Raw genomic sequence first — 13,636 nt, 5'->3', positions numbered from 1 at the left:
AATTCCGGCCTGACAAAATGCGCGCAGTGTAACGATTCGGGAGTGAGGCTGTCAGGTACAGCCGTGTAGACCACTGCTGCCACAGGCGTGGACCGGTGAATGCTTCGCGTATTTGAACGGAATCACGGGCCCGCGCTTCATTGAAAACAGATGTTCATTCGACATTGAGCAGCGGCTAACCCAGCGTTTGGGTGTGGGTCAAAGATGGCGTTTTATGTGCGACCCCTATTGTGCGTGGCCTTCAGGCATTAAAAAGCCGGCCCGTGGCCGGCTTCCTTAGCGTTTAAATCATTTGCAAAACGCCCTTGTCTCAATCACCCCCAGCACATCCCGCACATCCTGCAGCAATAACCTGGCGGTATTGGTCACCGTGCTCATGTCCTTATCACTCGCATCACGCAACGTAATGCAAGCCATCAGATTCAGATAATCAAGCGCAGTGACCAACCGCTCACTCGCACACACATGCAAATCCACCAACGGCGCCTGGCTGTCGACAAACAGCACCGGCCCATCGCTGGCGATTGGGGTCATAGGAACAAAACGTTCGGACAGATCTTGAGTATTCATGGCGTCATCCTTTTCAAGAGTAGAAAAGTTGCCACCTGTTGCTGCGAATCAACGGGTGGCAGCTGTACGCGGGTTCGCAGACCGAGGAAAAGAACAAACCCGGCAGACCCGGAGGTCTCCCACGTACAGCCGCCATAAAACGAAACGCAGGCGAAGTGTGCCTGAGTTGGCTTGGACGGTGTAGTTCGACTTTTCTGTTGGGCTGCGAAACCCTGCCGCTGACAAAATTCAGCGAACGAGAAAACTATAGGGACAGGGCAGGTGCGGGACAATGGCGCTTCTGTAGGAACGGTCTCTATTGCTAGTAAGGACCGGCTGAACTCTCCGGGGAATTCATATCCGCTGTGCCTGACACATAGCTTTATAGGCCTTTCAGCTTGGTGATCAGCAGCAGATTGTGGCCCCCCGGTAATTGTCCAACAGCCTGTTGGACCATTTCAGATTCGGGCCAGTCCTCGGCAAAGCCATCTGACCTCCAGTCGATTTTGCTATCCTGCGCCCCCTTTTCCCCACCGCAAGGAGCGCAGGCATGCCCCAGCCCATTGGCAGCAGTCCACAAACAAGGGCTGGCCAACAGCGTCACCTGCAACACCTCCTGTTCCGCCTGACCGCCGCACTCTTGCTCGGCCTCGGGCTCCTCACCCCAGCCGCCCAAGCCAACCCCACCACCACCTACCGCGGCACCCTCGGCGACACTCCGGTTGAACTGGCGCTCACCTACGACTCCCAATACGGCGGCGGTATGTCCGGCTACTGGTTCTCCGAATCCGAGCGCCTGCCCATGGCGTTGGAGTCCACGCCTTTCCATCCCGGCTCCGCGCTCTTGATCAACATCATGGACAACCCGACTCTGCCGGCGACGGCGGTGTCGTTGCAGCCGTTCGCCGAGGGGGCGCAGGCGTTGCAGGGCAGTCTGGTGGATCTGCGCACGGGCACGCAGCAGCCGTTGCAGTTGCAGCGGGTGACGCGCTTTGGTGGCAGTCAGCGGGAGGCGTTTGAGGGGGAGTTGCTGCAGCCGGTGTTCGATCGGGATTTCTATTTCAGTGTGCATGCCGCGCGCAAGGCCGGGGAGGAGGTGGCGCGGGTGGACAGTATTCGAGTCATGAGCCGCACCACCGGGCGGCGGGTGCAGGAGATCAGTGGGCAGTGGTGCCTATCTTCGGTGGGGACCAAGACCCTGACCTTCGGGCATTTTCAGGATGAGGCGCGGATCGATTTCCAGGCCCAGAGCTATCGCGTGGCCGAGGAGGATGGCCGGCTGTGGTGTTCGCCCACTCAGTATTATCTGTACAACCGTGAAGGCAGGAAGTATCTGCGCCACGCGCAGTTGGAGCAGTTCGCGTTGGACGGTACGTTGCGCTTTTCCCTCAGTGGCCAGATGGAGTTCAGCAAGCAGGACTTTATCAATTACGACCAGCGCACTCGGCGTTGGGATTATTACCGGGTGATCAGCCCTGATCGGCTGGAATATCTGTCGTCGGGCGAGGAGCGTTTCTGATGCGTGGGTTTGATGTTGCTCGGGGGCTGGTGGTGCTGGTGTTGGCGCTGTGGCTGTTGCCGGCGCAGGCGTCCCATGGGGTGTATGAGGGGACGTTGGGCAAGCAGGCGATTGTCTTGACCCTGGGTAGCCAGAATGCGGTCTACCAGGGCACCTATGCCTATCAGCGCTATCGCACGCCGATCCGCCTCAAGCCGACCTTCAGTTACAGCAACAAGGTGCTGGCCATGGATGAGCTGGACGAGCAGGGCTTGCCGGTGGCGCGTCTGCAGTTCAATGACTTGCTGAACTCCCGCCAGCAGGAGCAGGTGCGCGGCACCTGGACCAGTTATCGCACGGGCAAGTCCTTGCCCATTGCGCTGAAGCTGGTGGGGCTGGTGGATTCGGATCGCTCGTGGCCGCAGCCGGTCACCACGCTGTTGCAGAGTGCTTCCACCAAACGCTGGTATTTCCAGGTGCCGATGCCGGGCAATGATCAGCGGATTACGACGGTGGAGGTGATGGACAAGGCCACCGGCAAGTTGCTGGTGAGCCTGGCGATCGCGGCACCGGGCTGTCCGAATCAGGGGGTGGATACCTTGCAGTTGCAGGGTGAGGGGGAGCAACTGCGGATTGCTTTCAAGGACTGCACGTTTCCGGGGTTTCGGTGGAATGAGGGCGGTGGGAGCTTTGCGCCGTTGCCTTGAGGCCCGTTCGTTTGCGCCCTTTGGGGACGTGGCGGCTGGTGGATTAGATGAGTCTGGTGTTGAACCTGGAAGTGGTGGAGCCTCGTATGGATGACAAGCAATCCCCTGTGCTGATTCAGGTGTACATGGCCGATGACGATGGCGCCGTTCGCGAGGAGTTGCTGGCGCGGCGCATCGATGAGGATACCTACGAGTTGCTGTCTTCACCGGGGCTGGCACAGAACCTGGCGCGGGGCGATATCGTTTCCATCCGCAATCCCGATGCTCCGGCGCAAGTGCTGAAACGGGGCGGGAATTTCTGCATTCAGATCTATGCCGATTACATTGATCCGGCGGTGATCAGTGCGCTTGAAAACGAGGTCGCTGGTGAGCTGGGTGGAACCCTGGATGGGCTGTTCGAGGGGAACCTGTCATTCGCTGTTCCTGCAAGGAATGGCATGGACCGTATCAATGCGGTGTTCGATCGCTTCCGCGAGCAAACCGGGATCGAGTGGTACTACGCCAATGTCTATAAAAACCTCGACGACGATGAGGATGAGACGCTGTTGAACTGGTGGTTGGACGTGTGATCCTCCTTGGGGCTGCCGCCAGAGCGACCAAGTAACCGACCAAGTAACCGATCAAGCAGGTTGGCAGCTTCGAGTCATTGCAGAGTGACGCGCCTTGGTTTACCACGGCTCTCTTGAGGACACCTTCGCCGGTAAATCGGCTCCGAGCCTGTAAGGCAAATCTGTATTTTCGGTAAGCAGTGGCTGCCCTCGATGATTGCGACCACCCTCGGTGATGAGTAGATCAAACGTCCACCCCTTGCGATGCCTGGTTGCGGCAGGGGTATTGGTCTTTCCAGCGCCAGCAGGTTGTGTCGGACGAATGCCTGTCTGTTCGTCTGTACGGCCTTGCCGTAGATGGTGGAGCCATGTATACCGTTATCGAAACCGAGGTCTTCAAGCGCTACGCCGAGCCTATCTGGAATGACGCCGAGCGCTTGGAATTCATCACCTGGTTGGTCGCAGACCCATGGGTTGGAGACGTCATCCCCGGTACCGGAGGGCTGCGCAAGGTGCGCTGGTCTTGCAGTGGCATCGGCAAGCGCGGCGGCACACGAGTCATCTACTACAACCTGCTTTCGGAAGGTCTTATTTGGTTGCTGATCGTCTACACCAAGGCGAAGTTAGACAATCTGCCCATCGGCTTTCTGAATCAATTGAAAGAGGGAATCAGTCATGGACCATGAACTGCAGCAGTTTCAGAAGGATTTGCTGACTTCGGTGGGCCAGATGAAAGCCGGCAAGGCGGCGCGTGCAACGGTGGTAAAACTGTCCGGGGCGGCAGAGGCCCGGGCTAAGGTGGGGCTCTCTCAGAGTGCGTTTGCCACGCTGTTGGGGGTCAGCCTGCGTACACTGCAGGATTGGGAGCAAGGCCGGCGCCAGCCGACAGGCGCGGCTCAAACGCTGCTGCGTGTGGCCAGCCAGTACCCTGAAGCCTTGCGGGCTTTGCAGCCGGTTTGATGGCGAGTAGACCAGGCGCTGACAAGTCGGTCTTGATGACCGGCTTTTTTGTGCATGCCTGACAGATTCGCATAGTCACTGGTTTGCCAGCGAAGGTGTCCTTGAGACCGCCTTCGCCGGCAAGCCGGCTCCTACAATACAGCGGCTAACTTGAGAGGCGTATTCTCGCTGGGCGGTTGGCGCTGCATCAGAAATTCACCGAAGCACTCAACCGAGCCGTCAGCGGCGCGCCCTGGAACAGGTAGTCGTCGCCCATGTATTCCCCGGTGTCGCGCCAGTAGCGCTTGTCGAACAGGTTGTCCACGGTCAGGCGGAACACGGTGTCGTAGCCATCGATGCGGGTGCTGTAGCGGCTGCCGATGTTGAAGATGGCGTAGGCGCCGGTGGCGACGTTGCCCTGGTGGTCGGCGTATTGGCTGCCGCTGTATTGCATGCCGCCCAGCAGGGCCAGGCCGTCGAGCCAGGGCAGGGCGTAGTCGCCCTGCAGGCTGGCCCGCAGGCGCGGGACGTTGAGGGTCTGGTGCCCCTCGTAGGCCGGGGTACCGGTGCCCTCGACCCGGGAGCGGATCGCCGCGACGCTGGCGGCAATCTGCAGGCGTTGGGTGGCCCAACCGTTGGCGGAGAGCTCCAGGCCAGTGTTCTTTTGCTGGCCCTGCTGGACGTAGGTGAACCCCCCGGAGGCATCGGGGCGCGAGTACTGGTAGGCCTGGCGCATCTGGAACAGGGCGGCGGTAAAGCTCATGCGCTGCCAGTCGTACTTGACCCCGGCTTCGATTTGGCGGGAGACGGTGGGGGCCAGGGTGTCGCCATTGTTGCTGGCGAACCAGGGTGCCTGGCCACCCAGGCTCAGGCCCTTGCTGTATTGGGTGTACAGCGAAATGTTGTTGAGCGGTTTGTAGATCAATGCGGCCTGGGGCAGGAACACATAGCGTTGGGTGTGGCGATCGCGCACGCCGTCCTTGTCGAAGCTCTCTTCGTCCAGGCGTACTTCGCGCCCGCCGAGGACGGTCTGCCACTGTTCGTTGAAGCTGATGCGGTCGCTGAGGAACAGGCCGTATTGGCGGCTGTCCAGGCGTTTGTGGGTGTCGTTGAGGGCGCCGTCGTAGCGGCCGAAGTTCTCAGGCTCGCTCTGGATATTGCCCGTGCCAATCCATTGATTGATGGACTCGCGCCGGTCCACTACACGGCGAAACGCACTGGTTCCCACGCTCAACTCATGGCCCAGGCCTGCGGTGTCGAAACGACCATTGAGCACCGCCTGCACTTCATCGTTGCGCCGGGTGTCGTCGGGGCTGCGGAAGTCGTAGATGTCGTAGTTGCCTTCGGGGCTGAAGTAGTTGCCGTTGGCGTTGATGCAGCCGGTGGTACAGCCGCCCCAGGCAAACGAACTGTAGTCATCGATCACCACCTTGCTGCGCGACGCACTGAGGTTGCCCTTCCAGTCGTCGTTGAAGCGGTACTCGAAGTTGCCGCCGATGTTCAGCGATTCATTGGTCACCGGCTTTGACCCGCTCTGGTGCCCCAGGAGTCTTTTCGGCGAGGCGTGGTGGGGCAGGCTGGAGCCCCCCAGCAGTTGATAGCCCGGTGCCGAGCGCTGCTGCTTGTTCTGGTATTCGATGTCCAGTTGCAGCAGGGCGTCGGGGCTGATGTTCCAGTCCAGGGCCAGGGAGGCGAAGTCGCGCTGGCCATTGGTGTGCTCGACGTAGGAGTGCAGGTCTTCATGGGCCAGGTTGGCACGCAGGCCGAACTGCTGTTCGCTGCCGAACCAGCCGCCGATATCGGTGGCCAGGTAGCCGCTGCCGCGGTCGTCGGTGGAAACGGTCACCGAACGAATGTCCGTGGGCCGCTTGGTCACGTAGTTGATCAACCCGCCGGGCTCGCTGACCCCGCTTTGCAGGCCGGAAAGGCCCTTGAGCAATTCCACCCGCTGCTTGTTTTCCAGGGCGACGTTCTGCTCGCCGGTGATGGTGCGGTTGTTGATCTTGTAGCTGCTGGCGGCATTCAGCGAGAAGCCGCGCACTTCGAAGTTTTCGTAGTAGCCCACCGGCGCGTAGCTCTGGCCCACCGAGGCATCGTTCTTCAGCACGTCGCTGAGCAGTCGGGCCTGCTGGTCGAGGATCATGTCTTCATTGATCACGCTGATGGAGGCCGGGGTATCCAGCAAGGGCGCTTCGCTGAAACCACCCACCGAGGCGCTGTCGACGCGATAGCCGTAGGGCTCTTCGCCGCTGACGGTCTGGGTCGGCAACTGGGTGCCCGCGGCGTTGGCCACGGCGCTGCTGCCGGCCAGCAGCAGGCCCAGGGTCAGGCGGTTGAGGGGCAAAGCTGAGCTGCAGGTGCGCGCGGGGGCAGTCGGGTGAATCCGGCTCATGAACAATCCTAGAAGGCGACGCGGCCCCATGGCAGAAGCCGAGGGAGGTTCCTGGGAAGGCTAGGAGCGTCGACCTGCGTGTGTAGTGAGGAACAGCGGGGGAGCCCTGCGAGCATCAGGCCGGGGCCTGGCGGTTGCCGCTGGGTACTGTCGGGCAGGCGCCATCATACAAGCTGCAGCGAGGGGGTAAAGGCGGAAGAGGCAGAAGATCGCGTGGCGGGAGTGGCCGCTTCAAGTCCTTGCGTAACACGGCGGTGGGCAATCCTGCTCGGGCTCCGGGTGGCCCATCTGCAGGTACTTGATCCGCTCCTCCATGGAATCGACCTTGCGCAGCAGCAGGCTGATGAGTTTCTCATTCATCTCACGGGTTTCATCGACGACCAGGGACTTTTCCAGGCGGTCGACGATTTCATTGTTCATGCTGCGGTTTTCTCGTTTGGCAATGTGTTTGAGCTGGTTGTGCAGGTCGCCTGGAAGACGAACGATGAACTTTTGCAGGGAGGAGCACATAGCGGACCTCAGAGTAATGCCAAAGAGCAGCATCATAAGAATGAGGCAGGCTTGCTTGCTTCAAGAAAATTCTTAAAAGAATGAAAAATCGGCGCTTTTTCATTAGGAAAGTTCTGATTCGCACTAGAACCGGCCTCTAATCCGATTAAAAAGCGGACCTGATCCAGGTCCGCTTTTCACCGGGGTCGTTCAGCCTATGACGTGGCCTCCGAGCCTCAACGGCGATCCAGCCACACCGTCTGCGCATTGCAGAACTCGCGCACGCCAAAGTGCGACAGCTCGCGCCCGAAGCCGCTTTTTTTCACTCCGCCGAAGGTCACCCGGGGGTCGCTGGCGCTGTAGCCATTGATGAACACGCCGCCGGTTTCCAGCTCGTCGGTCATCTGCCGGGCCCGTTCCAGGTCCTGGGTGAAGATCGTGGCGGTGAGGCCGAACTCGCTGTCGTTGGCCAGTTCCAGGGCGTGCTGCGCATCCCGGGCGCTGATGATGGCGGCCACCGGGCCGAACAGTTCCTGCCTGAAGGCGGTCATCTGCTCGGTGACGTTGGCTAGCACCGTGGGTTGGTAATAGTTGCCGGCGCCTTCGACCTTGTCGCCGCCCAGCAGCAGGGTGGCGCCTTCGGCCAGGGTCGCCTGGACCTGCTGGTGCAGCTCGTCACGCAGGTCGAAGCGGGCCATGGGGCCGATGTAGGTGTCGCTGGCCAGCGGGTCGCCGATTATCAGGGCGCGGGTGGCTTCGACGAATTTGCGGGTGAACTCCGCGACCACCCCTTGCTCGATGATCAGGCGCTTGGCGGCGGCGCAGACCTGGCCGGTGTTCTGGTAGCGGCCGATCACCGCGGCCTTGACCGCTTCGTCGAGGTCGGCGTCGTTGAGCACGATAAAGGGGTCGGAGCCGCCCAGTTCCAGCACGCATTTCTTCAGCGCGGCGCCGGCCTGGGCGCCGATGGCGATGCCGGCGCGCACGCTGCCGGTGAGGGTCACAGCGGCGATGCGGCGGTCGGCGATGGCGCCGGATACGCCGTCCGGGGTGACGTTGAGCAGCTCGAACACCCCTTCAGGGAAACCGGCGCGCTGCATGGCGTCCAGCAGCAGGTAGGCGCTGCCCATGACATTCGGGGCGTGCTTGAGCACGTAGGTGTTGCCCGCCAGCAGCGCCGGCACCGCGCCGCGCAGCACCTGCCAGATCGGGAAGTTCCACGGCATCACCGCCAGGAGCGGGCCCAGGGGCCGGTACTCGATGCGCGCCTTGTCGTTCTCCACCAGGGTTGCTTCCGGGGCCAGCATGGCTGGGCCGTGCTCGGCGTACCACAGGCACAGCTGGGCGCACTTCTCGATTTCACCGCGGGCCTGGGGCAGGGGCTTGCCCATTTCCAGGCTGATCATGCGGGCCATGGCCTCGCTGTTGTCCCGCAGGGCCTGGGCCAGTGCGTTCAGGCGGCTGGCGCGCTCGGCGATGCTCTGGCGTTTCCACTGGGCGAAACCAGCGGCGGCACGGCTCAGCGCGGCGTCCTGCTCAGCCTCGGAGTGGTAAGGGTAGGCGCCGATCTGCTCGCCAGTGGCGGGGTTGATCGACAAGGCGTGGGTGTGGCTGGAAACAAGGCTCATGGCACCGTCCTGCTCGGGTGGGAATGGCGGCAGGTTACGGTGCTGGATCTTTGCTGAAAACTGAATAATATTGAGCAAGTCGTTCACGTTTGGAGAATGCCGTGGATCTGGTCCAGCTGGAAATTTTCAAGGCCGTTGCCGAGCAGGGCAGCATCAGCGCCGCCGCGCAACTGATCCACCGGGTGCCGTCGAACCTGACCACCAGGATCAAGCAACTGGAGCAGGACCTGGGGGTGGAGCTGTTTATCCGCGAGAAGAGCCGCATGCGCCTGTCCCCCGCCGGCTGGAATTTCCTCGACTACGCCCGGCGCATTCTCGACCTGGTGGCCGAGGCGCGTCTGACCGTGGCCGGCGAGGAGCCTCAGGGACCGTTCGCCCTGGGCTCGCTGGAAAGCACGGCGGCGGTACGCATCCCGGCGCTGCTCGCGGCCTACAACCAGCAGTACGCCAAGGTGGAACTGGACCTGTCCACCGGACCCTCCGGGACCATGATCGACGGCGTGCTGTCCGGCCGCCTGGTGGCCGCCTTCGTCGACGGCCCGGTGCGCCACCCGGCTCTGGAAGGGCTGCCGGTGTTCGAGGAGGAAATGGTGCTGATCGCCCCGCTGGGCCATGCGCCGATTACTCGGGCGCGGGAGGTCAACGGCGAAAGCATCTACGCCTTTCGCGCCAATTGCTCCTACCGTCATCACTTCGAAAGCTGGTTCACCCAGGACGCCGCGGTGCCGGGCAAGATCCATGAAATGGAGTCCTACCACGGCATGCTGGCCTGCGTCAGCGCCGGCGCCGGGCTGGCGCTGATGCCCCGCAGCATGCTGGAAAGCATGCCCGGCTGCGCCACGGTCAGCGTCTGGCCGTTGTCCCCGCGTTTTCGCTTCCTGCGCACCTGGCTGGTCTGGCGGCGCGGCACCGTGTCGCAAAGCCTGAGCAGTTTCGTGAAGCTGCTGGAAGCGCGGGGCGTGGTGCTGGCCGAGGGGTGAATGGCGGGGGCGGGCAGATCGCCTGTGCTGTCCAGCCGTTGTGTGCGAAAGCGCCCCCGGCAGCCATTAATGTCCTTGTGCAATGGCTGCGCAGGGCCGATGTGTGTAGGCTTTTCGGCCCTTGCCTAACCCCTGGACACTGAGCCATGACCGATCAGCTTTGCCTGGTATTCGTACCTGCGTTGGTGGCCTTGCTGCTGAATGCCGAAAACACCAAGGGCATGCCCCTGACCGAGGCCGAAGTGCTGGAGATTCGTGATAACGCCGCCTGTATCGCGTTGCCGGTGGCCGTGGCGCTGAGCATGGAAAACGAGCGGGGTTACCGCGATCTGGTGGCCGAGAACTGCTGGGAACAGTGGCAACAGTTTAGGAGCGAGGCGCAAGCCTGAGTGGCGGTCTTGGCGTGACCTCGTGAGTTTGTCGGGGGCGTTGGCAGTGGCTGGGAGCGGCTTCTCAGCGCCTGCTCAAGGCCAATCGAGCGGCAAACAGTACGAAGATCATCCCTGTGGTGCGGTCCATCCACTGGATCACCTTTTCCCGCTGCAGCACACCGGCCAGGGGCCGGGTGGCGGCGATCAGCAGTAGCGACCAGACCAGCCCCAGCACCACGTGAATGCTCACCAGGCCGAAGGTCCAGGCCACCAACGGCTGGCCCTGGGGAATGAACTGCGGCAGAAAGGACACGTAGAACACTCCCACCTTGGGGTTGAGCACATTGCCCAGCATGCCCTTGAGAAACCAGTTGGTGCCGGGGTCGCTGTTCGCGCCTGTGGGAGCAAACGAGTGGCGCGGGCGCAGCAGCATGTTCAGTCCCAGCCAGGCGAGGTAGGCGGCGCCGCAGTACTTCAACAGGTTGAAGGCCAGTTCCGACACCGCGATCAAGGCCCCCAGGCCGAAGGCCACAGCCGCGCCCCAGATCAGGCAGCCGGCATTGATGCCCAACGCCGCGCGCAGCGCCTGCCGCCGGCCTTCCACCGTGGCGGTGCGCAGCACCAGGGCGGTGTCCAGGCCAGGGGTCAGGGTCAGCAGCGTGGCGGCCAGGGTGAAGGCCAGGAGATTCTCAGTGATCGACATGGGGCGGCTTCGAGTTGAGGGCGCAGACACGTTAACAGGCCACGAGCTCGAACAGTTGCGCTTGTTCAATAGTTTTTGGGCAGTGGCCGAGCCTGCTGGGCGAACCCACGTGTTCGCCCTGATTGAACCGTCGATCAGCCGTAGAGACCTGCCAGTTTGAATGCCCAGTCGGTGCTCAACCCGATGATTTCCAACAGCAGGTGCAGCAGCATGGGGACCAATAGTCCTCCACTGACAATTCGCGTGACAGCGAACACACAGCCACTCAAGAAGATCAGGGCAACGGACGTCCAGTTGCCGTACTGCAGGTGGAGCCCGGCGAAAATGGCCGAGGTCACGATGATGGCAATCCATTTCCAGAGCTGGCTGTTCTCATATGGAAATAGCCGCAGCAGGTAGTGGCGGAAAAACAGTTCCTCGGCAATCGGCGGCAGCACCAGCAGTGAGGCGACTTTGATCAAGGTTTGCCAAGGGCTGAGCCCGGTCAGCAAGTCGCTCATGAAGGCTTCTTGAGGCAGATGCAAAAATGCGATGACGATGCCAAACAGCGCATAGAGTGCGATGAGGGCCAGCGCGCCAACTTTTAATGGTTGGCTGAATGTTCGCCCGCGCAGTACAGCGGCCGGGTCAGAGCGGTACTGGATGACGAACAGGATGGACAGGACGAGCGCAGAGGAACCACTGCTGATGACGATCATCAGGTGGTTCTGCATCTCTGCCGGCACCAGCAGGATGCCGGGTATTCCGGCCAGGAAGAACATCAGGGCAGCCAGAATGAATAGTCCGAGCCGAGGAAAGAACCGGTAGGTAGAACGCTCAGGGGCGCAGACCCCAGGCGGGGAAAACAGATGAGTCACAGTCACTCCATGAATGCGGGATAAACGGGGCGGCATAGTGCCACTATCGTCGACCGCCGGGAACCGCTTCCAGGTGGCGCTTGCAAAGGGCATTCAGCCTTTGCGCTTGACCAGCGCCAGATACACCCCGGCCTCTTTCTCCGGTTCGATGTAGTGGGCGCCTTCCAGATCGGCGACCTGAATCGGCTCCATCGCCAGCTCCAGCTCAGGGGTACCCGTGTAACGGTCAGCGTCATCGCTCAGTGCATGCCTGAAGGCTTGGAGAAAGGCATCACGGTTGGCGAACTTGCCGTAGACATAGTTGCCTCGTTGGTCGCTGTAGAAGCGCGAGTAGGTCAGCAGCACGATGCCCCAGCGTTCGATGTGTTCGTCAGGCGCGGTGTGGGGAATGGGCTTGATCAGGTCCTTGCGAATTTGCCGAATCTTGTCATACGCATTCTTGTTGTTGTGTATCACTTTGAATTCGATAGCGGTGGAGGGATGTTCGCCGTAGCTGTCTTCAACCCAGACATCCACCTTGCGGCGTTCGGCAGCGATCAGCCAGCGAGGTACGTTGCGGCGTTCATCCAGCTGGCCGCCGAGGCTGAACTGGTCGCGGTTGATATCCAGCAGCGCCGCTGACTCCAGGCTCAGCCATAGCTCGGCAGCGACGCTGACTGCGATGGACTTGAGGATGTGCTGGCGCTCTTCTTTTAGGTGGTTTAGCAGGAACGGGGCAAATTCACGGACAAAGGACATGAGATCTCCAAGGAATAACACCGATCTGTAGGAGCGAGCTTGCTCGCGATGATTTCCAACGCGCCGCCTGTTCCCTGCAAGTGCGCGTTATCGTTGACGTCCTTCGCGAGCAAGCTCGCGCCTACAAGGGTGGGTCAATAGGGGCCGCGGGGTACGGGAATGCCCAGTTGCTGTTGCCGGGCGTCGAGCTGTTTGTCCACGGCGCGTTTGCCACTGAGCAGCTTGAGGTGCTGCACGCTGGCCGGTAGGTGGCTGTCGATCAGTGCCAGTAGATCCAACTGTGGGGCCTTGATGATGCGCAGGTCAGCGATGTTCGAGGTTTTCAGGCCGCTGAGTTCCCCCAGGGTCTTGAGGTTGATCAGGCTCATCTTGCGCAACTGCGGCGCCCCGCCAAGGTCCAGTTGGCTCAATTGCGCCTGGTCCTCGATCTTCAACACTTCAAGCAGGGGAAAACCATCCAGGTCCAGGCGGTTGAGGCCGCGCACCCGCATGATCTCCAGTTCCTTGACCTGGGGATTGCGCAGCTCCGGCATCTGCTCACGGCTGCCGAAGGTTACCGAGAGGCTGTGCAGGCCGGTCATGCCGGCGACCATGCCCAGGGGCGTCTTGGCCGGCATGCGATGCAGGTCCAGGTGGCGGATGCCCGGGCACTGGCTCAGTACGTCCAGGTGATGGCTTTGCACGCTGAGGGACAGGGTGTGCAGCTCGGCCATGGTGGCCAGGGGCGCCAGGTCTATGGCCGGGCCTTTGTCCAGGGACAGGCGCAGCGTTCGCAGCCCCCTCAAGTTGGGCAGGGCCAAGAGGCCCGGCAGGTCGGCGCTGATGACTTGCAGGGCGAAATCCTTGAGCTTGTGCAGGCTGCCAATGGTTTCGAAGTGTTCCAGCGTGTCCAGGCAATCCAGGCTCAGGGAGTGGACATTGGGCAGGGCGAGCAAGGTGCGGCCGTCAAACGCGCTGCCCGGATAGTGGCTGTAGAAACGCACATTGAGGCGCTCGCCGAAACGGGCGCAGAGCGTGTCGAGCTGACTCAGCAGTTCGCCGTCGTACTGTTCGGCCTTGGCGAACTGGACGATGACCTGGGCCTGGTCATCGGCCTCCAGGCGGGCGCTAACCTGCAGTTCCAGGTCGGCCTGGCTGGGGGCTTGAATTCGATGGGGAAACATCAGCGGTCCTTGATGATTTTCGCCGCGGCATCATGCCATTGCGCACTCTTCATCGCCATCTGCGCGCAGGCCCG

At 61.6% G+C, this 13,636-nt stretch carries 15 protein-coding genes; 7 read left to right on the top strand and 8 right to left on the bottom strand.

The genetic code is table 11. The features are described from left to right. Window positions 1-288: 288 nt before the first annotated feature. Window positions 289-570 (bottom strand): fructose-bisphosphate aldolase, encoded by a 282-nt coding sequence (locus A9971_RS05335; RefSeq protein WP_183000976.1) that lies wholly within the window; start codon window positions 568-570, stop codon window positions 289-291. A gap of 529 nt (window positions 571-1,099) precedes the next feature. On the opposite strand from A9971_RS05335, the gene A9971_RS05330 reads away from it, so the two are divergent. From A9971_RS05330 to A9971_RS05310, 5 genes are all read left to right on the top strand, one after another. Further along, complete coding sequence (locus tag A9971_RS05330) at window positions 1,100-2,068, top strand: hypothetical protein (protein ID WP_183000975.1); 969 nt, start codon at window positions 1,100-1,102, stop codon at window positions 2,066-2,068. Next, window positions 2,068-2,754: a hypothetical protein gene (locus A9971_RS05325; RefSeq protein ID WP_183000974.1), complete on the top strand. Its 687-nt coding sequence runs from the start codon at window positions 2,068-2,070 to the stop codon at window positions 2,752-2,754. Before A9971_RS05330 ends, A9971_RS05325 begins: the two co-directional genes overlap by 1 nt. Before the next feature lie 86 nt (window positions 2,755-2,840). Continuing rightward, a complete protein-coding gene (locus A9971_RS05320) occupies window positions 2,841-3,323 on the top strand; it encodes a DUF4265 domain-containing protein (protein ID WP_183001025.1) in 483 nt (160 codons plus the stop codon). 347 nt (window positions 3,324-3,670) lie between these two features. Beyond that, on the top strand, window positions 3,671-3,988 hold the full coding sequence (locus tag A9971_RS05315; RefSeq protein ID WP_015636247.1) for a hypothetical protein: 318 nt from the start codon (window positions 3,671-3,673) through the stop codon (window positions 3,986-3,988). After that, window positions 3,978-4,262 (top strand): DNA-binding transcriptional regulator, encoded by a 285-nt coding sequence (locus A9971_RS05310; protein WP_015636246.1) that lies wholly within the window; start codon window positions 3,978-3,980, stop codon window positions 4,260-4,262. The genes A9971_RS05315 and A9971_RS05310 overlap by 11 nt, the downstream gene beginning before the upstream one ends. Window positions 4,263-4,449: 187 nt before the next feature. On the opposite strand, the gene A9971_RS05305 is transcribed toward A9971_RS05310, so the two are convergent. The 3 genes from A9971_RS05305 to A9971_RS05295 all read right to left on the bottom strand — a co-directional run bounded on the left by A9971_RS05305 (window position 4,450) and on the right by A9971_RS05295 (window position 8,750). Then, the gene (locus A9971_RS05305; RefSeq protein WP_183000973.1) at window positions 4,450-6,633 is read right to left on the bottom strand and encodes a TonB-dependent siderophore receptor; all 2,184 of its coding nucleotides are present in this window, start codon (window positions 6,631-6,633) and stop codon (window positions 4,450-4,452) included. A gap of 231 nt (window positions 6,634-6,864) precedes the next feature. After that, complete coding sequence (locus A9971_RS05300) at window positions 6,865-7,143, bottom strand: Arc family DNA-binding protein (protein WP_065363278.1); 279 nt, start codon at window positions 7,141-7,143, stop codon at window positions 6,865-6,867. A gap of 215 nt (window positions 7,144-7,358) precedes the next feature. After that, window positions 7,359-8,750, bottom strand: a complete 1,392-nt coding sequence (locus A9971_RS05295; RefSeq protein WP_183000972.1) for an aldehyde dehydrogenase family protein — start codon at window positions 8,748-8,750, stop codon at window positions 7,359-7,361. Window positions 8,751-8,851: 101 nt separating this feature from the next. On the opposite strand from A9971_RS05295, the gene A9971_RS05290 reads away from it, so the two are divergent. Then, window positions 8,852-9,730 (top strand): putrescine utilization regulator PtrR, encoded by an 879-nt coding sequence (locus tag A9971_RS05290; RefSeq protein ID WP_015636242.1) that lies wholly within the window; start codon window positions 8,852-8,854, stop codon window positions 9,728-9,730. Between the two features lie 146 nt (window positions 9,731-9,876). Beyond that, window positions 9,877-10,119, top strand: a complete 243-nt coding sequence (locus tag A9971_RS05285; protein WP_183000971.1) for a hypothetical protein — start codon at window positions 9,877-9,879, stop codon at window positions 10,117-10,119. A gap of 64 nt (window positions 10,120-10,183) precedes the next feature. Here the strand turns inward: A9971_RS05285 and A9971_RS05280 are convergent, their stop codons facing one another. The 4 genes from A9971_RS05280 to A9971_RS05265 all read right to left on the bottom strand — a co-directional run bounded on the left by A9971_RS05280 (window position 10,184) and on the right by A9971_RS05265 (window position 13,562). Beyond that, window positions 10,184-10,804 (bottom strand): LysE family translocator, encoded by a 621-nt coding sequence (locus tag A9971_RS05280; RefSeq protein ID WP_011062117.1) that lies wholly within the window; start codon window positions 10,802-10,804, stop codon window positions 10,184-10,186. A 134-nt stretch (window positions 10,805-10,938) separates the two neighbouring features. Further along, window positions 10,939-11,661 (bottom strand): CPBP family intramembrane glutamic endopeptidase, encoded by a 723-nt coding sequence (locus A9971_RS05275; protein WP_183000970.1) that lies wholly within the window; start codon window positions 11,659-11,661, stop codon window positions 10,939-10,941. 93 nt (window positions 11,662-11,754) lie between these two features. Then, window positions 11,755-12,399 carry a hypothetical protein gene (locus tag A9971_RS05270; RefSeq protein ID WP_183001965.1) on the bottom strand — a complete coding sequence of 215 codons (645 nt, stop codon included), beginning with the start codon at window positions 12,397-12,399 and terminating at the stop codon, window positions 11,755-11,757. A gap of 134 nt (window positions 12,400-12,533) precedes the next feature. After that, a complete protein-coding gene (locus A9971_RS05265; RefSeq protein ID WP_011062116.1) occupies window positions 12,534-13,562 on the bottom strand; it encodes a hypothetical protein in 1,029 nt (342 codons plus the stop codon). Window positions 13,563-13,636 lie beyond the last annotated feature (74 nt).

Source organism: Pseudomonas sp. UME65 (genome assembly GCF_014170225.1).
Taxonomy (GTDB): domain Bacteria; phylum Pseudomonadota; class Gammaproteobacteria; order Pseudomonadales; family Pseudomonadaceae; genus Aquipseudomonas; species Aquipseudomonas protegens.
This window is presented reverse-complemented; position numbering and strand designations above follow the sequence as displayed.